Below are 25,842 nucleotides of genomic sequence, written 5' to 3'. Positions count from 1 at the left end.
CCTTTTCATTCAGGCGTAAACAGCTCCAACTGCTCATGCGCTCCGCGCAAATCGCGCAACCTCACCCCTACCCCCAGCAAGCGCACCGGCTTGCCACCCCGGGCGAACGCCTGCCCCAGAAGCTGTCGATAACTTTCAAGGTCCCGCCCGGCCCCTGCCTGCTCCATCGTGGTCTGGCTGAAGTCATGGAACTTGACCTTGACGAACGGCTTGTCCGGCCGATAACTGCTGTCCATACGGGCGATGCGCTCGTTCAGGCTCTCCAGCAGCTCGGGTAACCGCGCCAGGCAACTGGCCAGGTCCGGCAGGTCGGTGTCGTAAGTGTTTTCCACACTGACCGACTGCCTGCGGCTGTCATTGTGTACTGCACGCTCATCTACACCCCGCGCCAGCCCCCACAAACGCTCGCCAAAGCTGCCAAACTCACGCACCAGTGCCAGGCGCGACCATTCACGCAGGTCAAGGCAGGTTTCGATGCCCAGCCGCGTCAGTTTATCTGCCGTCACCTTGCCCACCCCATGCAGCCTGGCCACCGGCAAGGCGGCGACAAAGGCCTCGACCTCGCCCGGGGTAATCACGAACAGCCCGTTGGGCTTGCGCCAGTCACTGGCAATCTTGGCCAGGAACTTGTTTGGCGCAACGCCCGCCGACACGGTGATATGCAGTGTGCGGGCGACACGCCGGCGGATATCCTCGGCGATGCGCGTGGCACTGCCCGAATACCACTGGCTGTCACTTACATCCAGGTAGGCTTCGTCCAGCGATAAAGGCTCGATCAGCTCGGTGTAGTCGCGGAAGATCGCATGGATTTCCCGCGAGGCCTCACGGTAGGCCTCGAAGCGCGGCTTGACGATCAACAGGTCGGGGCACAGCTTCAGTGCATGCCGTGACGACATGGCCGAGCGCACACCATAGGCACGCGCTTCATAGTTGCAGGTAGCGATCACCCCACGGTGCTCAGGCGAGCCCCCAACCGCCATGGGCCGCCCGGCCAAGCGGGGGTCGTCACGCATCTCGATCGCGGCGTAGAAGCAATCGCAGTCGACGTGGATGATCTTGCGCAAGGACATGGATGGCCGTCAGCACTGTAAATTCATACAGATAGTATCGCATGCGACCTGCCTGAAACACCTCACCCGCTGCATCACCCGACAATCTGCCTGAAAGCCCCGTCACGCCTGAGCCGCTTGCTGCTGACGAGCGCTAAGGGTTTGAACAAAAAAGGGTTTTTCAATGAAACTGCTTGACACTGTGGCGTAAATCCGTAGAATTCGATCTCACAGGCGCGGGATGGAGCAGCCTGGTAGCTCGTCGGGCTCATAACCCGAAGGTCGTCGGTTCAAATCCGGCTCCCGCAACCAGATTCAAGAAAAGGCCACTGTTCATACAGTGGCCTTTTTCTTTGCCTTCGAAAAAGTAAAACCGAAAAACCTTTGATAAATCAGAGCTTAGCGCTTGACACACCCTCAGCAAACTGTAGAATGCGCCCCACAGACGCGGGATGGAGCAGTCTGGTAGCTCGTCGGGCTCATAACCCGAAGGTCGTCGGTTCAAATCCGGCTCCCGCAACCAAGTTCAAGAAAAGGCCACTGTTAACGCAGTGGCCTTTTTCTTTGTCCACTGAAACTGCCATCGGAAAAACATCGACAAATCAAAGCTTAGCGCTTGACATACAAACCACACGCTGTAGAATCCGCCCCACTGACGCGGGATGGAGCAGCCTGGTAGCTCGTCGGGCTCATAACCCGAAGGTCGTCGGTTCAAATCCGGCTCCCGCAACCATATTCGTCAGAACAAACCCCGCCTGTTTAACAGCAGCGCGGGGTTTGTTGCTTCTGCCCTTCCTGCTTTTCGTCGCATCAATTTTCCCCGCCCTCCAGCCAACACGCAGGCTTGAGGCATCGTGCCCAGGATGAACTATCTTTAACCCTGCCAAGCCGCTGAAAGCGCCTGAGGCCGGAGTAACATTGGATACGTTTTCTTAAGGGACTTTAACTTGGCCGTACCTCCCCTCAACCTCGCGCTGCATGCCCGAGGCAACCCATGACTTCTCACAACCCCGAACCTCCGGTGCCACTGGCCTCGGCGCTACCCGGTGCCGTGCAGCGTCTGCCCTTGCTCGAACGCGTGAGCCGCTACCGCCAGCCCATCGGCCTGGCAGTGACCCTGGTGCTGTTCACCATGGCGTTGATTGCCTGCCGCCACCTGCTGAGCGAGCTGGACATCTATGCCTTGCACGATGCCATGCTCAGCGTACCGGCCCAGTCAGTGCTGGGTGCATTGCTGGCGACCGTAATCGGCTTCGTGATCCTGCTGGGTTACGAGTGGTCGGCCAGCCGCTATGCCGGCGTGAAACTGCCGGCACGCAGCCTGGTGCTTGGCGGCTTCAGCGCCTTTGCCATTGGCAACGCCATCGGGCTGTCGATGCTTTCGGGTGGCTCGGTGCGCTACCGCCTGTATGCACGCCAGGGGCTGGGCGCTGGCGAAGTCGCACGCATGACCGTGTTTGCCAGCCTGTCGCTGGGCTGCGCGCTGCCCCCCCTCGCCGCCTTGGCAACCTTGAGCGACCTGCCGGCAGCCTCGACCGCACTGGGGTTGGCGCCTGGCCTGCTGGCAGGTATCGCCGCCGCCGTGCTGGTGGCGTCCGCCCTGCTGGTGTTCGGCCTGTACCGCCGGCGCTTGGCCGAACAACCGCTGGCCAATAACCTGCTGGTGCAACTGGGCCGCCGTACACTGCGGCTGCCGGGCGGGCGCCTGGCCGCCCTGCAATTGCTGATTACCGCGCTGGATGTGGCAGCGGCCGCCACCGTACTGTATCTGCTGCTGCCTGAAGCACCACCCTTTGGCGCGTTTGTGCTGGTGTACCTGCTGGCCCTGGCCGCAGGCGTGCTCAGCCACGTACCGGGCGGCGTCGGGGTGTTCGAAGCCATCCTGCTGGCGGCCTTTGCCGACCAGCTGGGTGCCGCGCCGCTGGCGGCCGCCCTGCTGCTGTACCGGCTGATCTATGTGGTGCTGCCCCTGCTGCTGGCCTGCGTACTGCTGCTGGCCAATGAAGCCCGGCGCCTGCTGTTCGCCCAGCAGGCCATCAAGGCCGCCTCCGGGATGGCCGCCCCCATCCTGTCGATAATGGTATTCCTGTCTGGGGTGGTGCTGCTGTTTTCCGGCGTCACGCCCGAGATCGACACGCGCCTCGAGCACATGGGCTTCCTGGTGCCGCACCGGCTGATCGATGCCTCGCACTTTGGCGCGAGCCTGATCGGCGTGCTGTGCCTGTTGCTGGCCCAAGGCCTGCGCCGGCGGCTGTCCGCGGCCTGGCTGCTGACCACCGTGCTGCTCCTGGTCGGTGCCCTGCTGTCGCTGCTCAAGGGCTTTGACTGGGAAGAGGCTTGCCTGCTGACCTTCACCGCGGCCCTGCTAGCCCTGTTCCGTCGCTCGTTCTACCGCCCCAGCCGCCTGCTGGAGCTGCCATTTTCGCCAGTGTTCCTGGTGGCCAGTGCCTGTGCGGTCGGCGCATCGGTGTGGCTGTTGTTGTTTGCCTACCAGGATGTGCCCTACAGCCATCAGCTGTGGTGGCAGTTCACCCTCGACGCTGATGCCCCGCGCGGCCTGCGCGCCGCCATGGGCAGCGCCTTGCTGCTGGCTGCCTTGGCGCTGACCTGGCTGCTGCGCACCGCGCCGCCGGTGATCCACCTGCCCGACGACGAAGAACTGCAGCGCGCCAACCGTATCCTGCTGGCCTCCGACCAGCCCGACGGCGGCCTGGCCCTGACCGGCGACAAGGCGTTGCTGTTTCACCCACGCGACAATGCCTTCCTTATGTACGCCCGTCGCGGCCGTAGCCTGGTGGCCCTGTACGACCCGATCGGCCCGGCCCAGGAACGCGCCGAAATGATCTGGCAGTTCCGTGACCTGTGCGACCTGCACCACGCCCGGCCAGTGTTCTACCAGGTGCGCGCCGAAAACCTGCCGTTCTATATGGACATTGGCCTGACCGCACTGAAGCTGGGCGAAGAAGCCCGGGTGGACTTGCGCCGCTTCGACCTCGAAGCCAAGGGCAAAGAGATGAAGGACCTGCGCTACACGTGGAACCGCGGTGGCCGCGACGGCCTGAGCCTGGAAATTCACGAACCTGGCCACGCCCCGCTGGCAGAGCTGAAGGAAATTTCCGATGCCTGGCTCGACGGTAAAAACGTGCGCGAAAAAGGCTTTTCGCTGGGGCGCTTTAGCCCGGAGTACCTGCAGCATTTCCGCATCGCCCTGATCCGCTTCCAGGGCCGGCCGGTGGCGTTCGCCAATCTGCTGGAGACCCACAGCAACGAGCTGGCCAGCCTCGACCTGATGCGTGCACACCCCGAGGCACCGAAGCTGACCATGGAGTTCATGATGATCGGCCTGATCCTGCACTACAAAAGCCATGAGTATTCCCGCTTCAGCCTGGGCATGGTGCCGCTTTCAGGCCTGCAGCCGCGGCGTGGCGCGCCCCTGACCCAGCGCCTGGGCTCGATGGTGTTCCGCCGTGGCGAACAGCTTTACAACTTCCAGGGGCTTCGACGCTTCAAGGACAAATTCCAACCGGATTGGGAACCCCGCTACATGGCCGTGCCGGCCGGGCTCGACCCGCTTGTGGCACTGGCCGATACTGCCGCCCTGATTGCAGGCGGCCTGACTGGATTGGTGAAACGTTGATGACCCGACGCTTTTGGCTGTACCTGCTGGTTCCTCTGCTGCTGGCCGCCCTGGGAGGGGTGCTGGCATTCTGGCTGTGGACGCGCCCGGCCCCCGAGGCGCGCCTGGAGCAATTGAGCAGCAATGGCGCCAGCATCACCCGCGTGACCCCGGGCGTGCACCCCAAGGCCCGAGTGGCCATCGGTGTGCCACAGGATCAGGCGCTGACGGACAAGCAGTTGCTCGACCTGAGCCAGGCCGGTGAAGCCCAGCTGGTGCAGGTGGTTTTGCCGCCTAACGACTGCAGCAAGCAGCAACAGGTCATGGACCAGGCCCTGGCCGAGCTGTCCGACAAGCCGACATTGGTCGCTGGTATCGGCCCTGGCGCCGCCCAGGCCTGGCGCTGGCTGGCCAGCCAGAACGACGACAAGGCCCGGGCAATTTCCGTGGACTTCACCGTCGAGCAACCCGGCTGCCAGGCACCGCTGCCCAAAGCGGCTGCCCATGGCCACTGGAACGTCGCCTGGAACGACAACCCGGATGACGCCAGTGCCGCGTTCGTACGCGACCAGGCCAATGCCGAAACCAGCATCAGTGACTACGACATCCACTTGCCACAAGTGCTCAAGGCCCAGCTGACCCAAGCGCTGGTAGGCCACGATGGCAACGCCCTGGCTATCCCCGTGGTAGAAGTGCCGGCCGGGCAGACAACCGACACAGTCACCCTGTTCCTCTCCGGTGACGGCGGCTGGCGTGACCTGGACCGCGATGTCGCCGGGGAAATGGCCAAGCTGGGCTACCCGGTGGTGGGTATCGACACCCTGCGCTATTACTGGCAGCACAAGACCCCGGAGCAAAGTGCGGCCGACCTGTCCGAGCTGATGCAACATTACCGGCAGAAGTGGGGTACCAAGCGCTTTGTACTGACTGGCTATTCGTTCGGTGCCGATGTGCTGCCGGCAATCTACAACCGCCTGCCGGTGGAGGACCAGCAACGCATCGACGCGGTGATGCTGCTGGCCTTTGCCCGCAGCGGCAGCTTCGAGATCGAGGTCGAGGGCTGGCTGGGCAAGGAAGGCCAGGAGGCCCCAACCGGTCCGGAAATGGCCAGGCTGCCGGCCGCCAAGGTGGTGTGCGTGTATGGCGTGGAAGAGACCGACGAAAGCGGTTGCACCGAAAAGACCGCGGTGGGTGAGCGCCTGAAGCTGCCTGGGGGGCACCACTTTGATGAGAACTACCCGGCGCTGGCCAAGCGCTTGATTGGTGAGATCGAGACACGCCAGGGCAAGTCCAGCGTCGCCGAACAGAACTGATAATGATTGGGGCCGCTTTGCGGCCCATCGCCGGCAAGCCAGGCTCCCACATCTACTGCGCACATCTCCACCATTGTGCTCTCCCTGTGGGAGCCTGGCTTGCCGGCGATGGGCTGCATAGCAGCCCTTGGCAATCAGATCTCGACCTGGGTCCCCAGTTCGATCACCCGGTTCAGCGGCAGGTTGAAGAAGCGCAGATTCCCGTTGGCATTCTTCAGCAAGAACGCGAACAGGTTGCCCCGCCAGCGCGACATCCCCTCCAGCCGCGACGCGATTACCGTCTCGCGGCTGAGGAAGTAAGTGGTGCGCATCGGGGTGAAGTCCAGATCGTCCAGATGGCACAGCTTCAATGCCGCCGGCACGTCGGGCTCGTCCATGAAGCCAAAGTGCAACAGCACTCGGAAGAACCCGTCACCATAAGCCTCCACCTCGAAGCGCTCCTGCTCCGGTACACGCGGCCGGTCCTCGCTGACCACAGTCAGCAACACCACCTGGCTGTGCAGCACCTGGTTATGCAGCATGTTGTGCAACAAGGCGTGGGGCACGGCATCCGACCGGGCAGTGAGGAACACCGCCGTCCCTTCGACCCGGTGCGGCGGCTGAATGCGGATACTGCTGATGAACAGGGGCAATGGCAGCGCACCTTCGTCAATGCGCTCCACCAGAATCTGCTTGCCGCGCTTCCAGGTGCTCATCAGCAGGAACAGCACACCGCCAGCCAGCACCGGGAAGGCACCGCCCTGGACGATTTTCGGCACGTTGGCGGCGAAGAACAGCCCATCCACAAACAGGAAGCCCACCAGGATCGGTACTGCCAGCACCGGCGGCCACTTCCACAACAGCAGCATCACCGCCGACACCAGAATGGTGGTCATCAGCATGGTGCCGGTTACCGCCACGCCGTAGGCCGCCGCCAGGGCGCCGGACGACTCGAAGCCGATCACCAGCAGCACCACGCCCACCATCAGCGTCCAGTTCACGGCGCCAATGTAGATCTGCCCCTGCTCGTCGCTGGAGGTGTGCTGGATCTGCATGCGCGGAATGTAACCCAGCTGGATGGCCTGGCGGGTCAGGGAAAAGGCCCCGGAAATGACCGCCTGCGAGGCGATCACAGTGGCCATTGTGGCCAACCCGACCAACGGCAGCAGCGCCCAGCTCGGCGCCAGCAGATAGAAGGGGTTGCGGGCCGCCTCCGGGTTTTGCAGCAGCAGTGCACCCTGGCCGAAATAGTTGAGCACCAACGCGGGCAGCACCAGGATGAACCAGGCCCGGGCGATCGGCTTGCGGCCAAAATGGCCCATGTCGGCATAGAGCGCCTCGGCACCGGTCAGCGCCAGCACCACGGCACCGAGGATGGCGACGCCCATGCCTGGGTGAACCACGAAGAAGTTCACCGCCCAGCCCGGGTTGAAGGCCTTGAGCACTTCCGGGCTCTGTGAGATACCGTGCACGCCCAATGCGCCCAGCACCACGAACCAGGTGACCATGATCGGGCCGAACAGCTTGCCGATTTTCTCGGTGCCGTGCTTCTGCACCAGGAACAGCGCCACCAGCACCACCAGCGAAATCGGCACCACCCAGTGGTCGATTCCGTCAAACGCCAGGCCCATGCCCTCCACGGCCGAGAGCACCGATACCGCCGGGGTGATCATGCTGTCGCCATAGAACAGCGAAGCGCCGATCAAACCGCAGATCACCATCAGCGTACGCAACCGCGGGTAGGCGGCCGTAGCCCGCCGCGCCAGCGCGGTCAGCGCCATGGTGCCACCCTCGCCCTGGTTGTCGGCGCGCAGGATGAACATCACATACTTGAACGACACCACCCACAACAGCGACCACAGGATCAGCGACAGGATCCCCAGCACGCCATCATGGTTGACCGGCACCCCGTAGCCGCCGGTGAAGACTTCCTTGAGGGTATACAACGGGCTGGTGCCAATATCGCCATAAACCACCCCGACCGCCGCCACGAGCAGGCCCAGCGACCGCGCCGCCCCCTGCTTCCCCGCGTGCCCGCCCTCGGCGTGACTGCTTGCCTGAACCATCGACCACTCCCGCAGACGGCCATCTCGGCCTTTAGTATTCACTCGCGCGCCAGGCCCCCGAAGGCACCTTCACGCAACGGCGCGAAGCATAGCGCAGCGTTCGTCGTATTTCTGCTGGTCAAGCGACCTTGCGCTCGCTAGAATTGCGCACTTTTTGATCAGAGGCGCCAAAAAGCGCCCGTCAAGATCGCCCGCGATTCCGGCCGGGCGACCTGCATTCAATACCGAGGTTAGTCATGTCCACCACGCCCGCCACCCCCAAGGTAGGTTTCGTAAGCCTGGGTTGCCCAAAAGCCCTGGTCGATTCCGAGCGCATCCTCACCCAGCTGCGCATGGAAGGCTATGAAGTCGTGCCCACCTACGAGGACGCCGACGTGGTGGTGGTCAACACCTGCGGCTTCATCGACAGCGCCAAGGCCGAGTCGCTGGAAGTGATCGGCGAAGCGATCAAGGAAAACGGCAAGGTCATCGTCACCGGCTGCATGGGTGTCGAGGAAGGCAGCATCCGTGACGTGCACCCCAGCGTGCTGTCGGTCACCGGCCCACAGCAGTACGAGCAGGTGGTCAACGCCGTGCACGAAGTGGTACCGCCACGCCAGGACCACAACCCACTGATCGACCTGGTGCCGCCACAGGGCATCAAGCTGACCCCGCGCCACTATGCGTACCTGAAGATTTCCGAAGGCTGCAACCACAGCTGCAGCTTCTGCATCATCCCGTCGATGCGCGGCAAGCTGGTCAGCCGCCCGGTGGGTGAAGTGCTGAGCGAGGCCGAGCGCCTGGTCAAGGCCGGGGTCAAGGAGATCCTGGTGATTTCCCAGGACACCAGCGCCTACGGCGTCGACGTCAAGTACAAGACCGACTTCTGGAACGGTCGCCCGGTCAAGACCCGCATGCTCGAACTGTGCGAGGCCCTGAGCAGCCTGGGTGCCTGGGTACGCCTGCACTATGTGTACCCGTACCCGAACGTCGACGACGTGATCCCGCTGATGGCCGCCGGCAAGATCCTGCCGTACCTGGACATCCCGTTCCAGCACGCCAGCCCGAAGGTTCTCAAGTCGATGAAGCGCCCTGCCTTCGAAGACCGCACCCTGGCGCGCATCAAGAACTGGCGCGAACAGTGCCCTGAGCTGGTGATCCGCTCCACCTTCATTGTCGGCTTCCCAGGCGAGACCGAGGAAGACTTCCAGTACCTGCTGGACTGGCTGACCGAAGCCCAGCTCGACCGTGTGGGCTGCTTCCAGTACTCGCCTGTAGAAGGCGCCCCGGCCAACGACCTGGGCCTGGAAGAAGTGCCGGACGACATCAAGCAAGCGCGCTGGGACCGCTTCATGGCCCACCAGCAGGCCATCAGCACCGCCCGCCTGCAACTGCGCATCGGCAAGGAAATCGAAGTGCTGATCGACGAAGTCGAGGAACAGGGTTCGGTTGGCCGCAGCTTCTTCGATGCCCCGGAAATCGACGGCAGCGTGTTCATCGATGGCGACCATGGCTTCAAGCCAGGCGACAAAGTGCGTTGCCGTGTAGTGGATGCCGACGAATACGACATGTGGGCAGAGCCCATCTAAAACGGCTGAAACCTGAAAAGCCCCTGCCCTGGCATTCCCCGCGAGAATGACCGGCGCAGGGGCTTTTTTCGTTAAAACGTGTGAAACAGCATCAGGCCACCCTCTGCATCCGGGCTGACATCAGAGAAGCCTTTGACCGCATAGAGCTGGACTTTCCATTGCTGGTTGAGCTTGTGGGTCAGGAACAGGGTGAGTTCCTTGATCTGCGAACCAGTCGAGACCACTTTCTGCCGCCAGTCGTAGGAGGCGCCCGCGGAAGTACCTGCAGCCACAGGCAGGGCGAAGCCAAGGCTGATAAATACCGGGTCGTCAAAGTCGCTGTCGGGCGGGTCGCCGAACTTCTTCCAGCCCAACGTCGCGAAGCCGGTGACCGGGCCAAAGCCCTTGGTGATGTCGACCTGGGCGGTGTAGTCGTATTCACCGGTGCCAAGGCACTGGTCTTCATCGGCGGTGGGGAATTTGACCTTGCCGATCAGGTCGAGCATCAGGCCGCCGTCACTGCCATCCAGCAAGGCATACCCGGCGCTGGCGACCGTGTCACCCAGCCCGCTTTCCTCATCCCGGCAACCTCCGGGCAGGGGGTCACCATTGGGGCCTACTTCCGGGTTGGTAATACGCAACCAGGGCACGGTGACCTTGTAGGTCATGGGGCCGGTTTCATATTTGCCGACCACAGGGACGTACCAGATTTCCGAAGTGGTACCTGTGCCATAGTCGCCACTTGAATAGTCCATGCCGATGGCGGTGCTGAAGGTATCGGCCATGGTCGACGCACTGGTGCATGACAGCAGGCAGGCAAAAAGAGGGAGCGCGGGTCTCATCTGCACCTCAGTACCCATTCGGGAAGTGTGGTCGGACTTCCCCAGCCTAGTTGCCTAACGCCCGGACCGCTCCGGATGCTCTACTTTTTCGACGGTCTCTACCTTTTCCGGCCTTTCGATGGTTTCGATTTTCTCGACTTTTTCCACCTTCTCGACCTTTTCAGGCTTTTCTACTTTCTCTACCTTTTCGACTTTTTCGACTTTTTCGACTTTTTCGACTTTTTCGACTTTTTCGACTTTTTCGACCTTTTCGACCTTTTCGACCTTTTCGACCTTTTCGACCTTTTCGACCTTTTCGACCTTTTCGATCTTTTCAGGCTTTTCGACTTTTTCGACCTTCTCAACTTTCTCGACTTTCTCGACTTTCTCGACCTTTTCAGGCTTTTCGGCCTTCTCAACCTTTTCCACTTTCTCGACTTCAACCTTCTCTACCCGATCACCCTTCCCACTGTTGCTGCTCTCGGGCTGCTCCACGGTTTCGACATGCTCTGACTTGCCAGACTTGTCCACGCTTTCAGACCTGCCGTGACCGCTGGCGTCTTCAACGTTACTGCGCCCACTGTGATCATCACTGCTTTCGCTGCGAACACTGATCGCCTCGCTTGTTCCATGGCCGCTATTGTCGGAGCCGCCTGACTCACTGCTGCCGTGCTCGCCGCCGTGCCCCGAATGGCCTCGGTCCGGGTTGTCAGCACGGTCATCCTGGAGTTCCACACGGGTGGCCCGTAACTCGTGAGTACCACTGAGCACGCCGCTGACCCGAACGCGTTGATCGAGCGCCAACACTGCAGGCTGCCTGCCGACAACCACGGTGCCCTGCCCCAGCGTCACATTGATGCCCGCGACCACCAGTTGCCGTGCCTGCACGCGCTGCACCAACCCTTCGACCACCGCCTGCTGGACGCGGCCAGCAAACGGCAGGCTCGGGTCTGGACGGGTTTGTGCCACTTCCAGCTGGCGCCCGGTCCACTGACCGCGCACCAGCACTTCGCGCGCGGGGGCTACGCGGGTGCCCAGCGTCAACCCTTGCAGGCTGCCTGGGCGGTCGATTGCACCAATGGCACTGGCCTCTCTGAGGCCCGGCGCCCGTTCGATACGGGTTGCCACCACTTCGCCCGTGGCATCGCGCAGACCACTGACCCGGACCGGCTCGCCTGCACGCAGCCCTTCAGCCACCCGCGCGCCTGCGGCGAGCCGCACAGGCTGGCCCATCACCCGCAGGGGGGCCGATGCATTGGGGAGCGCCGTCAGCGGCCCTTCGTAGACGTTGAGGATCGAGATACGCCCTGCCTGGAGACCACGCTGGGTGGCAATTGCCTCCACCGCTACAACCTGCCCGATCGCCAGGTGAGCACTGCTGGCGGGTGCACCGTTTTCACTCACCGGCACGTCTTTGCCATAGTGCACTTCCATGCCATTGACGCAGATCGAAGCAAACCCGGTGATGGTGCCGACGATGCCGGTACCACCGGTACCGCCTGGGCGCAGGATCGGCGCACCGGTACCACCTACCCCGCCGTTACCGTGATCAAAGTAGGTGCCGTCCACACCTTCGGCCACCGCGCCAGTGCCGCCGGTGCCGCCAGGGCGTTGCGGGAGAGGCGCGCCAGTGCCGCCGACACCACCGTTTTCACTGCGTGCACCGGTACCGCCTGTCCCCCCCGGAAACTGCAGGCCTGTGGCACCGGCCATGCCCACTTCGTCGCGGCTGACACAAACCGGTGCTGCAACCACCTCGGTAGGCGACGCCAGGTTCAACCCCAGGACCAGGGCAACGGCAACGGCACGGAGGCAGCGCGTGAGGGGCGTCATGGGCCTGGCGTCTTGGACAATTCGGGGTCGGTAGCTTCAGTGTAGAAATAAAGCCCGACAGTGATGCGCTGACGTTGCTCCGCGCTGGGCCCATCAACGTTTTCCAGCTCTGCTGCGAGCCGGCTGAAGGCCAGCAGCGTCTGCATGCCATCTTTGGCAACCACTTCACGCACGTGCTCGACGCTGGCCGGGCTCAAAGCATCATAGTGCACACTGCGCTCGAAGAACGGCAGGCCTTGGCCACTGAGGTTGTGCACCGCTGCGCTGGCATGGTCATGCAGGTTGTGGCCGAAGTACGCGGCTTTTTCATCGAAACCTGTCTGCGGCACGAACGCCTGGGCTTGCAGGTGCACACGATCCTGCTCATCAAGCCGGACGATGCCAAGGCGCAACCACTCATCCAGCACCACACGCCCGCGGATATCAGTGCTGACCGTGGCCACCAGGGCATCGAATGAGCCCTCGCCACCCACACTTGCCAAACGCGGCAGTGCCAGTGCCTGGCCAGGTGCCGAGCAGAACGGCGGGCGGGTGGTCCATGCATTGACCAACTGTGCGCCCAGGGTGATGTTCGCCGGCAAGGCCTCGAGTTCCATGCCACCTTCGCTGCGCAGCCGCCGGACATCCTTGCGATGCACGCCTGTAAGCAGGCTGACGCGGCTGTCAGTGGGCGGGGTGCCGTCCAGACGAAACTCACGATGGGCCACGTCGACGAACACCTCCTTGAGCAGGTCGGCGAACATCGTGTAGGTAACCCCTTTGCGCAACATCAAGCGCACCAGCGGTCGCATGACACGCCGCAGTGCGCTTAACATCGAAGGGGGCAGAGTTGGGCTGATCAACGCCTGTCAGCTCCTGCTGTTGTCATCACCCGGTTCGCCACCCACATGGTTGCCGTGATCATCACCAGGTTCACCACCAACGTGATTGCCGTGATCATCGCCAGGCTCGCCGCCGACATGATTACCATGATCATCCCCGGGCTCACCGCCAACATGGTTGCCATGATCGTCACCGGGCTCACCGCCAACGTGATTGCCGTGATCGTCACCGGGCTCACCACCCACGTGATTGCCATGATCGTCACCCGCTTCAGCATGGTTGCCGCTGCGCCCAGCGTTTGAATCACCGGCGTGGCCCAGGCCGGAGTTGCCATGGCCGCTACCACTGTTGCCGGCATGGCCGCCGCCGTCACCGCCACTGCCGTGGCCACCACCGCCGCCACTTCCACCACCGCTTCCGCCGCCGCCACCGTGGCCGCCACCACCGCCGCCGCTTCCGCCACCACCACCGTGGCCGCCACCACCGCCGCCGCTTCCGCCGCCTCCGCCGTGGCCACCACCACCACCACCACCACCACCACCACCATCTTTGGCGTAGGCGCTGGAGCCATGAGAAATCGAGTCAGGGATCAAAACAATGGAAGTCGACAGCACGCCAGCCACGGCAACCGCCAGTAAAGCCTTCTTGAACAGCAGGTGGATTTGCATAGTCCGTCTCCAGGTCGTCGCCACGAGAACGCCAAATCAGCAGAAATCTTGTTTTCAGTGTTTTCTGTTCTTTGCGTGGGATTTTTTCCCACGCTTAACTAATAGACCCCTGCGCCCCGCGCTTCAAGCGGCGCGCGAACAAGCCGACCGGTGGTTGGCCTGCTATGTTTTCCTGATCGCCATGGAGGACCACCGGCATGCCATCGCTACTGACGCTACAAACCCCGCACTTGCGCGACTACGGCGAGCTTGTGCAGGTGTGGGAGGACTCGGTACGTGCCACTCACGATTTCCTGCCAGAGGGCTACATTGTTTTACTGCGCGAACAGGTACTGCGCCGCTACCTCGACGCAGTGATGCTGATCTGCTGCAGGGACCGGCAGCGCATCTGTGGCTTTGCCGGGGTCGCCAACGGGCGCGTGGACATGCTGTTTGTTGCACCGGACTACCGTGGCAAAGGGGTGGGCAAGCGCCTGCTGCACTATGCCATCGACGAGCTGAACGCCGAGCGACTGGACGTCAACGAGCAAAACCCTCAGGCCTTGGGCTTTTACCTGCACGAAGGCTTCGAAGTAATTGGCCGATCGGAAACCGACGGCCTGGGGCAGCCCTACCCCCTCCTGCACATGCGCCTTGGCAAAACGGCGTAAATGACACAGATTCCCAGCCCCTCTGCCGCTCAGGCAGGTACAATGCTGGCCTTTCCCTGCCTTTGCGAATTGCCGTCATGTCCGAACCCGTCCGCCTGTCCAAACGCCTTATCGAGCAACTTGGCTGCTCTCGCCGCGATGCCGAGCTCTATATCGAAGGTGGCTGGGTCACGGTCGACGGCGTGGTGGTCGAGCAGCCGCAGTTCAAGGTAGAGGACCAGCGCGTCGAGCTGCTCCCGGGTGCCCGCGTCGAAGCGCTGGAGCCGGTAACCCTGCTGCTCAACCAGGCGGCCGGCATGGACAGCGAAAGCGCCCGCGCCAGCATGAACATGGCCACCCTCAGCGAGGCGCACCGCGAAGGCGTGCGCGCCCTGCATGGGCACTTTAACCGCCAGGCCTGCGTGGCACCGCTCGAGCGCGGCGCCAGCGGCCTGCAGGTATTCACCCAGGACTGGCGGGTAAGCCGCAAGATCGAGGCCGACCTGCGTCGCCTGGAGCAGGAGTTCATTGTCGAAGTGCGCGGCGAGACCACACCTCAGGCGCTGGAACGCCTGGCGCGCGGCGCCACGCGCAATGACCGCGAGCTTCCCAAGGCCAAGGCCAGTTGGCAGAACGAGACCCACCTGCGCATGGTGCTGAAAAACCCCCAACCCGGGCAGATCGCCGAGCTGTGCGCCTACCTGCGCCTGGAACTGGTAAGCATGCGACGCATTCGCCTGGGTGGTGTGTCGATGGGCAAGTTGCCCCTCGGCCAATGGCGCTACGTGGCAACTACCGAACGTTTCTAAGCAATACGCCACGCACAAGCGTGGCACCTGAACAGGATTCTGCAGCAATGAACCACAACGACGTCCTGCGCAGCCTGCGCTACATGCTCAAGGTGAACGACGCCAAGATGGCCGAGATCATCGGGCTTTCCGGCCTCGAGGTGAACCCTTTGGTATTGGCCACTTACCTGAAGAAAGAAGAAGAGGAAGGCTTCGTCCGTTGCCCTGATCGGGTGATGGCGCACTTCCTCGATGGCCTGGTAATCCACCGCCGTGGCAAGGACGACAGCCGCCCGCCACTGCCGGTCGAGCTGCCTGTGACCAACAACCTCATCCTCAAGAAGCTGCGGGTGGCCTTCGAGCTCAAGGAAGACGACCTGCACGTGATCCTCAAGTCGGTCAATTTCCCGGTCAGCAAGCCTGAACTGAGCGCGCTGTTCCGCAAGGCCGGCCACGAAAACTACCGCCCGTGCGGCGACCAGTTGCTGCGCAACTTCCTCAAAGGCCTGACCCAGCGCGTGCGCGGCTAAGTGGCCATGCAGCATACGGTTGCACCCGTCGGCATCGTCCGCTCCTGCTTCAAGGAGAAATTCGCCATCCCGCGCCAGCCCCAACTGGCGCCTGCTGCGCGGGGCGTGCTCGAACTGCTGCCGCCGTTCGACCAAGGTGATGCGGTCGAAGGCCTGGAGCAGGTCAGCCATGTCTGGCTGCTGTTCCTGTTTCACCAGGCCCTCGAGGACAAGCCGCGCCTGAAAGTGCGGCCACCGCGTCTGGGCGGCAACAAGAGCATGGGGGTGTTCGCCACCCGTGCCACCCACCGGCCAAACGGCATCGGCCAGTCGGTAGTGCGCCTGGAGGGCGTGGAGCCCGGGCGCCTGTTGCTGTCCGGGATCGACCTGCTCGATGGCACGCCGGTGCTGGACATCAAGCCGTATGTGCCGTACGCCGACTGCATTACAGACGCCAGCAACCAGATGGCCAACGCAGCGCCCGCCGCGATTGCCGTGCAGTGGGGCGAAAACGCCCTGCCCCAGGCCCGCGAGCATGCACTGCGGCTGGCTGAACCGCTGGTGGAACTGATCGAACAATGCCTGGCGCAAGACCCGCGCCCGGCCTACCAGGTACCACCAGCCGAGCGGGTGTACGGGGTGAAGTTCTGGGATGTGCAGGTGAGGTGGCATTACCCTCAGCCGGAAGTGATCCGGGTGTTGGAGGTGGTGCTGGCCTGACCACGCACCGACGCGAATAGCGCACATGAAAAAGGCGACCCTAGGGTCGCCTCTTTCGTTCTATAGCCGCGCGATCAGCGAGCCGGGCCTTCGGCCACGCCCAGGTCATCGGTCGGACGGGTATCGACCAGCGGTGCACCACCGGAGGCGAGCTCCGAGGCCAGCTTGTCGTTGTCCATTTCCTTGACCCACTTGGCCACGACCACGGTGGCAACGGCGTTGCCCACAAGATTGGTCAGTGCGCGGGCCTCGGACATGAAGCGGTCGATGCCGAGGATCAGCGCCAGGCCAGCTACCGGCAGGTGGCCAACAGCCGACAGGGTGGCGGCCAGCACGATGAAGCCCGAACCGGTGACGCCGGCAGCACCTTTGGAAGCCACCAGCAGCACCAGCAGCAGGGTGATCTGGTGGGTGATGTCCATGGTGGTGTCGGTGGCCTGGGCGATGAACACCGCAGCCATGGTCAGGTAGATCGAGGTGCCGTCCAGGTTGAACGAGTAACCGGTCGGAATAACCAGGCCGACGACCGACTTCTTCGCGCCCAGGCGCTCCATCTTGGCCAGCATGCGTGGCAGGGCCGATTCCGAGGAGGAAGTACCCAGCACGATCAGCAGCTCTTCACGGATATAGCGGATCAGCTTGAGCACGCTGAAGCCGTGGGCGCGGCAGATACCGCCCAGCACCACCAGCACGAACAGCAGGCAGGTGATGTAGAAGCACGCCATCAGGTAGCCCAGTTGCACCAGCGAACCCACGCCGTACTGGCCGATGGTGAAGGCCATGGCGCCGAAAGCACCGATCGGGGCCAGCTTCATGATCATGTTGATGATGTTGAACATGACATGGGCGAAGCGGTCGATCATGTCCAGCAACGGCTTGCCGTAGCTGCCCAGGCGGTGCAGGGCAAAGCCGAACAGCACCGAGAACATCAGCACCTGCAGGATGTCGCCGTTGGCGAAGGCACCCACCACGGTGTTGGGGATGACATTGAGCAGGAAGCCGACGGTGGTCTGCTGGGCGCCGGCGGCGGCGTAGGCGGCCACGCTGCTGGCGTTCAGGGTGCTGACGTCGATGTGCATGCCAGCGCCCGGCTTGACCACGTTGACGACGACGAGGCCGATGATCAGGGCGATGGTGGAGACGATTTCAAAGTACAGCAGCGCGTAGCCGCCAGTCTTGCCGACCGACTTCATGCTCTGCATGCCGGCGATGCCGCTGACCACGGTGCAGAAGATGATCGGGGCAATGACCATCTTGATCAGTTTGACGAAGCCGTCACCCAAGGGTTTGAGGGCGACGCCCGTTTCCGGGTAGTAGTGGCCGAGCAGGATGCCGATGGTGATGGCAACGATCACCTGGACATACAGGGATTTGTACAGCGGCTGACGTGTCGTCATGGCTCATTTTCCTCAAGTGTGCCGGTTCACCCTTCCCAGGGTGATGGGGCACCTGAATCGCTAACCCTCCTGCACTTGGAGGGATTTGTCGTTGTGTTCGAGCTGCCTGGGCAGGCCTCTGCGAAGATCAATAGCAAGGGTGGTGCCAAAATGCCCATGAAGGGTGCAAGGGCCCTGTTTGCTAGGGATAAATGCCCAACGACAGGGCGATTTGCCTGAGGAAGGCTGGCGGATTTCCGCCCGGTGGCGGGTTTTGTACAGGGGGGATGGCGGGAATCCGCCCAGCATTCGAAGGCTGGGCGATCCCTGTGGGAGCAGGTTTACCCGCGAATGGGCCGGTACAGGCTACAAATCAGTCCAGGTGGAAAGTGATCCTGAACGCCGCGCCACCCAAGGGCGAATCCCCCAGGCTGAGCTCGGCGTCATAGCTGTCGACAATGTCCTTGACCACCGCCAGCCCGATCCCCTGCCCGGGGTGCTGGCTGTCGAGCCGCTCGCCGCGCTCCAGAATGCGCTCACGCTGGTCGGCCGGCACCCCCGGCCCATCGTCTTCGATACATAAGGCCAGCTGCCCGGGCGCCTGCTCAAGGCTCACCCGCACCTGGCCCAGGCTCAGGCGGTAGGCGTTTTCCAGCAGGTTGCCGAGCATTTCCAGCAAGGCGCCCTGCTCCATCGGCACCTGCGCCGCATCGGGCAGTTCCAGCGTCACGTTCACCCGCTTGTCCCGGTACACCTTGGCCAAGGTGCTGCACAGGCTGTCGAGCAACGGCCGCAGCCTCACGCTGTGGCGCACCAGGCCGCTCTTGCGCAGGCTGGCGCGTTGCAGCTGATAGTCGATCTGCTGGCTCATGCGCTCGATCTGGCTTTGCAGCACCCGCGCCTGCTCGCGCTCACCGCTGCGCTGCTGCAGGCTTTCGCCCACGCCTTGCAACACCGCCAGCGGCGTCTTCAGACTGTGCGCCAGGTCGTCCAGCGAGTCGCGGTAGCGCGTGCGCTGCTCACGTTCACTGCGCAACAGGCGGTTGAGCGAACGGGTGAGGCGCAGCAGCTCGCGCGGGTGCTCGCCGCTCAGGCCATCGCGCGCGCCCGACTCCACTTCATCCAGCTCGTGGCTAAGCCGGCGCAACGAGCGCAGGCCCCAGGTCAGGCCAGCCCATAGCAGCACCATCAGCGCCAGCAAGGCAGCACCGAAGCCCAGGTAGAGCTTCTCGCGCAGGCCGTTGAGGGTGGCCTTGTACTCGCTCACCGGCTGCAGGGCGACAATGCTGTAGGCGGCACTCTGGCCCCCCAGCAGCTTTACCTCGACGTCGTAGACAAAGAACTCTTCGCCATCTGCTTGATGAATACGGGCGAACTCATTGCCACGCCCGTCGTAGCGCGGGCGGTAGTTGATGTGCCGGTCGGCGGTGGCCCGCGACTGCCAGACCAGGTTGCCGTCGCGGTCGAAGATATAACCGAGCAGGCCCGTGTACGGCAGGTTATAGCGCTCGTCCGGCAGCAGGGCCGGCATCTGCAACTGACCATGCTCGATGCGCGCGGCGGAAATCAGCGTGGTCACATCCGAAGCCAGGCGCTGCTCGATCGACTCCTGCAGCGCCAGGCTGAAGGCCTTCTGCAAGGCCGGCAGCAGCGCCAGCATGAACAGCAAGGCCAGTACTGCTGCGGCCAGCATCAGGCGTACCCGCAGCGAGCGGATCATCGGCAGCGCTCGGTGAACAGGTAGCCCAGGCCGCGCACGGTGTCGATGGGTTTGAAGCCGTGCTCGCCCTCAAGCTTGCGGCGCAGGCGGCCGACCAGTACTTCGATGACATTGGGGTCGCGCTCCTCGTCGCCTGGGTACAGCTGCTCCATCAGGCGATCCTTGGCCACCACCTGCTGATGATGGCGCATCAGGTATTCCAGAATGCGGTACTCGTAGGCGGTCAGCGCCAGGGGCTGGTCGTCGAGGGTGGCCTGCTTGCGGTTGAGGTCGAGTACCAAGGGGCCTGCGGCGATGGTCGACTGGGTGAAGCCGCTGGAGCGGCGCAACAGGGCATTCAGCCGCGCTTCGAGCTCTTCGAACTGGAACGGTTTGACCAGATAGTCGTCGGCACCGGCGGCCAGGCCCTCGACCTTGTCCTGCCAGTTGCCGCGGGCGGTGAGGATGAGAATGGGGAAAGTCTTGTCCTGGCTGCGCAGGCGCGTGATCAGTTCCAGGCCACTGATACCGGGCAGGCCCAGGTCGATGATGGCGAGGTCGAAGTGGTACTGCCCGGCCTGGTACAGCGCCTCCTCGGCATCGGCGACCGCCTCGACCACATGGCCGCTTTCGCCCAGGCGGGTGTAGAGGTGATGGCGAAGCAGGGCTTCGTCCTCGACCACCAGCAGTTTCATGTGCAGCTCCTTGTATGTAATGCCTGTACCGGCCCTTTCGCGGGCACGCCCGCTCCCACAGAGACTGCACAGTTTCTGAAAATTGTGCAGCACCTGCAGAAGCCACAGGTACTGCACGGTTTCCGAGGTTTGTGCAGTCCCTGTGGGAGCGGGCGTGCCCGCGAAGAGGCCGGTACAGGATAACGCGGCTCGCTGGTCAGAACTTGTAGCTCGCTGCCAGATAGGTCTGCGCGCTGCTGGTCAGACGCAGGGTGCCGTCCTTCGGCCCGCCATGCGCGCCCACTTCGGTCGCGGCATTGGTGCGCAGGTAACGGTAGCCCAGTTCCACCGAAGCCTTGTCGGTGATGTCCTGGATCACACCGGCCTGCAGGCCGTAGGCATAACCGTAGTCGGTATCCCGGCTGGCGCCTGGCGAGTCCTGGGTGAGCTTGGTCATGCCCAGGCTGCCACCGCCGAACAGTTTGGTGGTATCGCCCACCGGCAGGAACAGGTCGTAGCTGCCCAGCAGGTTTTCCTGGCGCAACTTCAGGCCACTGTGGTCACCCGAGACGTTGTCGTAGGTCATGTAGTAGCGGCCCTGATCGTTGATCTTGCCCACACGTACACCCCAGGTGTCGTCCTTGCCGATGATGCCATCGGCGTTGAGCTGGTCGGTGTTGCGTTGCAGCAGGCCGGACTTGCGAACCTTGTCGCTGGTCTGGCCGTAGGTGAGGCTGGCGAAGTTGTCGTCGGCGGCCTGGGCAGTGGTGATGCCAGCGGCACAGACGGCCATGGCGGCAAGCAGGGTGTTGAAGGTTTTCATGGCTGGTAACTCCAGTTGGGTGCGCTGTTTCGGTCTGGAAGCTAGAGTAAGGAGGGCACCCTGAACCGCGACTGAACCCTGGCTGAACCTCGGCTGAACGAACTGTCTGCAAGACAAGGAGTAGTAAAGATGCGTGCCCTGCTGGCCCTGACCCTGATGTGCAGCGCCGCCCTCGCCCAAGCGGCGGTCGTGACCCGTGAAATTCCCTATCAGGACGCCGACGGCAACCGCCTGGTCGGCTACTACGCCTACGACGATGCGTTGGACGACAAACGCCCAGGCATCGTCGTGGTGCATGAATGGTGGGGCCTGAACGACTATGCCAAGCGCCGTGCACGAGACCTCGCGGCCCTGGGCTACAAAGCGCTGGCCATCGACATGTATGGCGATGGCAAGCACACCGAGCATCCGCAGGATGCCCAGGCTTTCATGGCCGAAGCGATGAAGGACCCGGCCGCGGCAGCAGCGCGCTTCGACGCGGGCCTGGAGTTGCTGAAAAAGCAGCCGAACGTCAACAAGCACCAACTGGGCGCTGTGGGCTACTGCTTTGGCGGCAAGGTGGTGCTTGATGCCGCACGCAGGGGCGAGAAGCTGGACGGCGTGGTGAGCTTCCATGGCGCGCTGGCCACCCAGACGCCGGCCAAGCCTGGCGTAGTACGTGCGGACATCCTGGTTGAACATGGCGCTGCGGACAGCATGGTCACCCCGCAGCAGGTGGACGCGTTCAAGGCGGAAATGGATGCGGCCAAGGTCAACTATCAGTTCGTCAGCATTGACGGCGCCAAGCATGGGTTTACCAACCCCGATGCTGACCGGCTGAGCCATGGCGAACATGGGGGGCCGGACATTGGCTATAACAAGGCGGCGGACGAGAGTTCCTGGGCGGATATGCAGGCGTTCTTCAAGCAGGTGTTCAAATAAGGATTGTCGGGGGCCGCTGTGCGGCCCATCACCGACAAGCCAGCCCCCACAAGCACAGCGCAAACCTCAAGCCCTGCGCAACACCTGTGGGAGCTGGCTTGCCGGCGATGGGCTGCAACGCAGCCCCAGCAATCCCACCTCCCACACCGCCGCTGCGGCTGGCACAATAGCGCCATGAACACTCTCCCCGCCTGCTGCGCCCCGCTCCAGCACCACTGGCCCTTGCCTCGCCCGCTGCCCGGCGCGGTGCTGGTCAGTTGCGCCTTCGACCCTGCCCACCTGGCACCCGACGACTTCCAGCGCGCTGGCGTCGTGCCCAGTGCCAGCCTGCAGCGCTCGGTGGCCAAGCGCCAGGCTGAGTACCTGGCCGGTCGCGTATGCGCGCGCGCGGCGCTGCAGCGCCTGGACGGTCGCGACTACGTGCCCGGCACCCATGAGGACCGCTCGCCGATCTGGCCGGCGGGCGTTCGCGGCTCGATCACCCACGGCAAAGGCTGGGCCGCCGCCGTAGTCGCCGCCGAGGGCAGTTGCCAGGGCCTGGGCCTGGATCAGGAGGCCTTGCTGGATGACGAACGCGCCGAACGGCTGATGGCCGAAATCCTCACCCCGCCCGAGTTCGAACGCCTGGACCCCCGTCAACTCGGCCTGACGGTCACCCTGACCTTCTCGCTGAAGGAAAGCCTGTTCAAGACCCTCTACCCGCTGACCCGCCAGCGCTTCTATTTCGAACACGCCGAAGTGCTGGACTGGTCCACCGAAGGCCTGGCCCGCCTGCGCCTGCTCACCGACCTGTCGCCGCAGTGGCGCCAAGGCGCCGAGTTGCAAGGCCAGTTCTGCCTGCAGGACGGCCACCTGCTCAGCCTGGTCAGCGTCTGACCTTTACTGTGGCGCTTGCTGGCGTGGCCAGTTCAGGCTGAAGCAGGCGCCACCCAACGCTTCGCTGCGCCCCACCGTCGCCCGGCCCGTGTGCCAGTAAATGATTCGCCGCACGATCGACAGGCCCAGGCCGTGCCCACCCGAAGCACGGGTGCGGCTGTCGTCCAGGCGGGTGAACGGGGTGAAGATACGGTCCCAGAAGCCCTCGGGGATGCCGGGGCCGTCATCTTCGACATCAATGCGGCACCGCTGCTGCCCCAACTGGTAACTCACGCGCACCTCAGAACCGGCATGGCGCATGGCGTTGCCGACCAGGTTCTGCAGTGCCCGGTGCAAGTACCGCGGCTCGGCCTCGACCCAGGCGCCTTCGGCATCCGCGCCCTGGCAGTCGCCGCGCACTACCCGCACCTCGGCACGCAACGGTGCCAGCTCTTCGATCACCCGCGCGAGCAAGGCGTCCAGGTCGACCCGCTGGAACTTCAAGGCCGGCGCGCCTTGCTCCAGGCGGGCGTAGGTCAGCATTTCGTCGACCAGCTTGTCGAGGTCCTGGATATCCCCGTCCATGCCGGCCAGATGCTTGGCCCGTGCCTGTTCGGTGGTGGCACTTTCGATCATCTCCAGGCCAAAGCGCAGGCGCGCAACCGGCGTACGCAACTCGTGGGACACCGCCCGCACCAGCTCGCGCTGCATGCTCAGCGAGCGCTGCAGGTGCTCGGCCATGCCGTTGAAGGCGGCGGCCAGCCGCCCTACCGAGTCGGCGTCGCCTGCGGGCACGCGGGTGTCCAGGCTGCCCTGGGCGATGCGTGTGGCGGCAATCTCCAGGCCCGACACGCGGCGCTCCAGCTGGCGCACCAGCAGGTAGACCACCAGGCCGATCAGGCACAGGCCAAGGAAGGCAATCAGGATCAGCAACTGCGGCGGATATGGGTTGAGCTGGTACAACGGGCCTATTTCCAGCACCCAGGGCGAGCCAGCCAGCCCGGCAAACACACGGATCGAGTCGCCATCCTTGCCCAGCGCCATGACCGTGTCGCCCTCCTCGACCCGACGCCGCTGGTCATCGTCCAGGCTTACCCGCTCGATGCGCTGCAGCGCGACGCCAAAGCCAAAGCCCTTCTCCTGCTTGATCTGGGCCAGCCGCTGCTGCTGCTCGGTGATCGGGTAGCGCACCAGTTCGTCAGCCAACAGATACAGCGTGGCCCGCGCCAGTTGCTCGCTTATCTGTTTGATCTGCGCCACCAGCATCAGGTCTTCCTGGCCGACCTTGCGCAGCACTTGCGCCGCATGCGGGCCCGTCTTCTCGACCACCACCAGGCCGCGATACAGGCGCGCCCGCTGGCCGCCGTCGAGGCTGCGCGCAGTCATCGGCTGCAGCGCCAGCGGCACACCGAGCAATCGCTCCCAGATCAGCAGCGAGCGCTTGCGTTCGGTTGCATTCTGCTGCGCCAGGTTGTCAGCCATCAGGCTGAACGTGCCTTGGGCCAGGCCCTCGCGGTGCTGGGCGGCGCGCACTTCGTTGACCAGGTGCAGGGTGAGCACGCCGAGCAGCGCCACCAACACCAGCACAGCCAGCATGCCACCGTAGATACGCAGAAAGATCGAGTTGTTCATGGCGCTTCGCCGACAAACAGGTACCCCTTGCTGCGCAGGGTCTTGATCAGCCGTGGCTGAAGCGGGTCATCGCCGATCTTGGGGCGGATTTTCGAGATACGGATGTCGATGGAGCGGTCCTGGCCGTCGTAGCCCACGCCACGCAAAGCGGTGAAGATCTGTTCGCGGGTCAGTACCCGGCCGGCGTTGCTGGCCAGCAGCCAGAGCAGGTCGAATTCGGCGCCGGTCAGCTCGATCAGCTGTTCGCCCAGGCGCGCCTCGCGCAGTCGGTTGTCGATACGCAGTTCGCCAAAGGTCACCTCCTGGCGCTTGCTGTCCACGGCTTCGCTGCGCCGCAGCAGGGCCTGGATACGCGCCAGCAGCAGGCGTGGGCGTACCGGTTTGCAGACGTAGTCGTCGGCACCCAGGTCCAGGCCCTGGACCTGGTCGAGTTCGTCGCTGCGTGCGGTGAGCATGAGGATCGGCCCGGGGTACTGGCTGCGCACCCGGCGGCAGATGCTCAGGCCGTCCTCGCCAGGCAGCATGAGGTCGAGGATGACCAGGTCGGGCTGGCTGTCGACGATACGCCGCGCGGCACGGGCGCCATCCCCCTCCACCGCGACCTCGAATCCGTTGGCCTGCAGGTACTCGGCGGTGAGCTCGGCCAGGCGCTGGTCGTCTTCGACAATGAGGATGCGGGGTACGGGGTGGTCCATGGCCTCTGCCTTTGCTTGTTGTTTTATTAGCTGTACCGGCCTCTTCGCAGCACAAGGCTGCTCCTGCAGGATACGGCGCTCTTCTGTAGGAGCAGCCTTGTGCTGCGAAGGCGCCGATACAAAGAACATAACCCTTTAACCAAAAGGCAACATCCCCTCTGGATACTCAGTAGCACCTCCGGCGCTGCCAAACCGCCCGCCGCCCCCTCGACTGAACCGTTTTTTGTGATAGGGTTCGCGCCCGAAAAAAACTGCCCTGGGGCAGCAAGGTGCAGAAAAATACTGCAAACCACTTGGCACAAGGCCTACAGCGAATACCCACCATTCACTCACAAAGTACGCACACGTTATCCACAGGCGCTCGCCTTGCAAAGCCCCCAATACCGCATTATCTTGTATCCCGAACGCAGCGAACCACTACATATAGGGGTTCGTGCAAAATCACACACAAAAGTCAACCCGCAAAATCAAGCGATTTTCCGGGCTGAACTTCAGGTGATTTCAGCAGCCAAACCGCTCCTGCGGAGGCGACCGAGGCAAGCCCTTTCAGGGCGTTGTTCGGGTATGAGTGTTGCAGGCAACGCCTGGCACTCATCAGCACCGGTTTTTGGGATGTACCCAGAACCTTTGACTTCGGCCAGGGAGCGGCAAGCTATTGCCCCTTATTCCTGAGTCTGTCCCGAAGTCGGTACGCCCGTGCGGGCGGATGCGCATGCACTGCGCATCCCCGCCGGGTCATCGAGCAAGTGGACGGAACGGTGGGCGCCCAAAAGGCGCCTGAACAATATAGAAACTGTGGAGACACCC

The 25,842-nt window shown here is 63.4% G+C and carries 21 protein-coding genes and 3 tRNA genes; 12 read left to right on the top strand and 12 right to left on the bottom strand.

Annotation, left to right across the window (positions count from 1 at the left end):
- Positions 1–5: 5 nt before the first annotated feature.
- Positions 6–1,064 carry a DNA polymerase IV gene (gene dinB / locus WF331_RS25290; RefSeq protein ID WP_162471781.1) on the bottom strand — a complete coding sequence of 353 codons (1,059 nt, stop codon included), beginning with the start codon at positions 1,062–1,064 and terminating at the stop codon, positions 6–8.
- Between the two features lie 220 nt (positions 1,065–1,284).
- Between dinB and WF331_RS25285 the strand changes: the two genes are divergently transcribed.
- From WF331_RS25285 to WF331_RS25265, 5 genes are all read left to right on the top strand, one after another.
- A tRNA-Met gene (locus tag WF331_RS25285) sits at positions 1,285–1,361 on the top strand.
- A gap of 134 nt (positions 1,362–1,495) precedes the next feature.
- A tRNA-Met gene (locus WF331_RS25280) sits at positions 1,496–1,572 on the top strand.
- A 133-nt stretch (positions 1,573–1,705) separates the two neighbouring features.
- Positions 1,706–1,782: transfer RNA gene (locus tag WF331_RS25275), tRNA-Met, on the top strand.
- 261 nt (positions 1,783–2,043) lie between these two features.
- Positions 2,044–4,686 (top strand): bifunctional lysylphosphatidylglycerol flippase/synthetase MprF, encoded by a 2,643-nt coding sequence (gene mprF, locus WF331_RS25270; RefSeq protein ID WP_016498313.1) that lies wholly within the window; start codon positions 2,044–2,046, stop codon positions 4,684–4,686.
- Positions 4,686–5,978: a virulence factor family protein gene (locus WF331_RS25265; protein ID WP_016498312.1), complete on the top strand. Its 1,293-nt coding sequence runs from the start codon at positions 4,686–4,688 to the stop codon at positions 5,976–5,978. The genes mprF and WF331_RS25265 overlap by 1 nt, the downstream gene beginning before the upstream one ends.
- Before the next feature lie 134 nt (positions 5,979–6,112).
- Here WF331_RS25265 and WF331_RS25260 read toward each other — a convergent pair whose 3' ends face one another.
- Complete coding sequence (locus tag WF331_RS25260; protein ID WP_234229488.1) at positions 6,113–8,023, bottom strand: potassium transporter Kup; 1,911 nt, start codon at positions 8,021–8,023, stop codon at positions 6,113–6,115.
- A 236-nt stretch (positions 8,024–8,259) separates the two neighbouring features.
- Here WF331_RS25260 and rimO point away from each other — a divergent pair, with 236 nt between their 5' ends.
- The gene (gene rimO, locus WF331_RS25255) at positions 8,260–9,591 is read left to right on the top strand and encodes a 30S ribosomal protein S12 methylthiotransferase RimO (protein WP_059394723.1); all 1,332 of its coding nucleotides are present in this window, start codon (positions 8,260–8,262) and stop codon (positions 9,589–9,591) included.
- 71 nt (positions 9,592–9,662) lie between these two features.
- On the opposite strand, the gene WF331_RS25250 is transcribed toward rimO, so the two are convergent.
- The 4 genes from WF331_RS25250 to WF331_RS25235 are packed head-to-tail and all read right to left on the bottom strand — an operon-like array spanning position 9,663 to position 13,714.
- Positions 9,663–10,412: a hypothetical protein gene (locus WF331_RS25250; protein ID WP_284398631.1), complete on the bottom strand. Its 750-nt coding sequence runs from the start codon at positions 10,410–10,412 to the stop codon at positions 9,663–9,665.
- A gap of 54 nt (positions 10,413–10,466) precedes the next feature.
- Positions 10,467–12,224 carry a DUF5666 domain-containing protein gene (locus tag WF331_RS25245; protein ID WP_340623384.1) on the bottom strand — a complete coding sequence of 586 codons (1,758 nt, stop codon included), beginning with the start codon at positions 12,222–12,224 and terminating at the stop codon, positions 10,467–10,469.
- Positions 12,221–13,015 (bottom strand): DUF6502 family protein, encoded by a 795-nt coding sequence (locus WF331_RS25240; protein ID WP_016498307.1) that lies wholly within the window; start codon positions 13,013–13,015, stop codon positions 12,221–12,223. Before WF331_RS25240 ends, WF331_RS25245 begins: the two co-directional genes overlap by 4 nt.
- A gap of 57 nt (positions 13,016–13,072) precedes the next feature.
- The gene (locus tag WF331_RS25235) at positions 13,073–13,714 is read right to left on the bottom strand and encodes a hypothetical protein (protein WP_445325225.1); all 642 of its coding nucleotides are present in this window, start codon (positions 13,712–13,714) and stop codon (positions 13,073–13,075) included.
- 197 nt (positions 13,715–13,911) lie between these two features.
- Here WF331_RS25235 and WF331_RS25230 point away from each other — a divergent pair, with 197 nt between their 5' ends.
- The 4 genes from WF331_RS25230 (at position 13,912) to tsaA (ending at position 16,360) form a co-directional block, all read left to right on the top strand.
- Positions 13,912–14,364 carry a GNAT family N-acetyltransferase gene (locus WF331_RS25230; RefSeq protein ID WP_016498304.1) on the top strand — a complete coding sequence of 151 codons (453 nt, stop codon included), beginning with the start codon at positions 13,912–13,914 and terminating at the stop codon, positions 14,362–14,364.
- Between the two features lie 77 nt (positions 14,365–14,441).
- Complete coding sequence (locus tag WF331_RS25225; protein ID WP_016498303.1) at positions 14,442–15,152, top strand: rRNA pseudouridine synthase; 711 nt, start codon at positions 14,442–14,444, stop codon at positions 15,150–15,152.
- A gap of 47 nt (positions 15,153–15,199) precedes the next feature.
- Positions 15,200–15,661 (top strand): YehS family protein, encoded by a 462-nt coding sequence (locus WF331_RS25220; protein WP_016498302.1) that lies wholly within the window; start codon positions 15,200–15,202, stop codon positions 15,659–15,661.
- 6 nt (positions 15,662–15,667) lie between these two features.
- Entirely contained in the window at positions 15,668–16,360 is a 693-nt protein-coding gene (gene tsaA, locus WF331_RS25215; protein WP_059394717.1) for a tRNA (N6-threonylcarbamoyladenosine(37)-N6)-methyltransferase TrmO, read from the top strand.
- Positions 16,361–16,434: 74 nt separating this feature from the next.
- On the opposite strand, the gene WF331_RS25210 is transcribed toward tsaA, so the two are convergent.
- From WF331_RS25210 to WF331_RS25195, 4 genes are all read right to left on the bottom strand, one after another.
- Positions 16,435–17,757, bottom strand: a complete 1,323-nt coding sequence (locus tag WF331_RS25210; RefSeq protein WP_016488678.1) for a dicarboxylate/amino acid:cation symporter — start codon at positions 17,755–17,757, stop codon at positions 16,435–16,437.
- Positions 17,758–18,109: 352 nt separating this feature from the next.
- Entirely contained in the window at positions 18,110–19,456 is a 1,347-nt protein-coding gene (locus WF331_RS25205; RefSeq protein WP_016498300.1) for an ATP-binding protein, read from the bottom strand.
- Positions 19,453–20,130: a response regulator gene (locus tag WF331_RS25200; protein WP_016498299.1), complete on the bottom strand. Its 678-nt coding sequence runs from the start codon at positions 20,128–20,130 to the stop codon at positions 19,453–19,455. Before WF331_RS25200 ends, WF331_RS25205 begins: the two co-directional genes overlap by 4 nt.
- Before the next feature lie 196 nt (positions 20,131–20,326).
- A complete protein-coding gene (locus tag WF331_RS25195) occupies positions 20,327–20,932 on the bottom strand; it encodes an outer membrane beta-barrel protein (protein ID WP_016488681.1) in 606 nt (201 codons plus the stop codon).
- A gap of 129 nt (positions 20,933–21,061) precedes the next feature.
- Here WF331_RS25195 and WF331_RS25190 point away from each other — a divergent pair, with 129 nt between their 5' ends.
- Positions 21,062–21,853 (top strand): dienelactone hydrolase family protein, encoded by a 792-nt coding sequence (locus WF331_RS25190; RefSeq protein ID WP_016498298.1) that lies wholly within the window; start codon positions 21,062–21,064, stop codon positions 21,851–21,853.
- Positions 21,854–22,027: 174 nt separating this feature from the next.
- Positions 22,028–22,729 carry a 4'-phosphopantetheinyl transferase family protein gene (locus WF331_RS25185; protein ID WP_340623383.1) on the top strand — a complete coding sequence of 234 codons (702 nt, stop codon included), beginning with the start codon at positions 22,028–22,030 and terminating at the stop codon, positions 22,727–22,729.
- A gap of 3 nt (positions 22,730–22,732) precedes the next feature.
- Here WF331_RS25185 and WF331_RS25180 read toward each other — a convergent pair whose 3' ends face one another.
- Together WF331_RS25180 and WF331_RS25175 are read right to left on the bottom strand one after the other, a co-directional pair.
- Positions 22,733–24,340, bottom strand: coding sequence for an ATP-binding protein (locus tag WF331_RS25180; RefSeq protein ID WP_016498296.1), 1,608 nt, complete (start codon positions 24,338–24,340; stop codon positions 22,733–22,735).
- Positions 24,337–25,035, bottom strand: a complete 699-nt coding sequence (locus WF331_RS25175; protein ID WP_016498295.1) for a response regulator transcription factor — start codon at positions 25,033–25,035, stop codon at positions 24,337–24,339. The genes WF331_RS25180 and WF331_RS25175 overlap by 4 nt, the downstream gene beginning before the upstream one ends.
- Between the last annotated feature and the right edge of the window lie 807 nt (positions 25,036–25,842).

Origin of the sequence: Pseudomonas sp. YNh, assembly GCF_037993085.1 — a bacterium.
GTDB classification, from domain to species: domain Bacteria; phylum Pseudomonadota; class Gammaproteobacteria; order Pseudomonadales; family Pseudomonadaceae; genus Aquipseudomonas; species Aquipseudomonas putida.
Note: the sequence above shows the minus strand (reverse complement) of the source record. Positions and strands in the feature narration are given on the sequence as shown.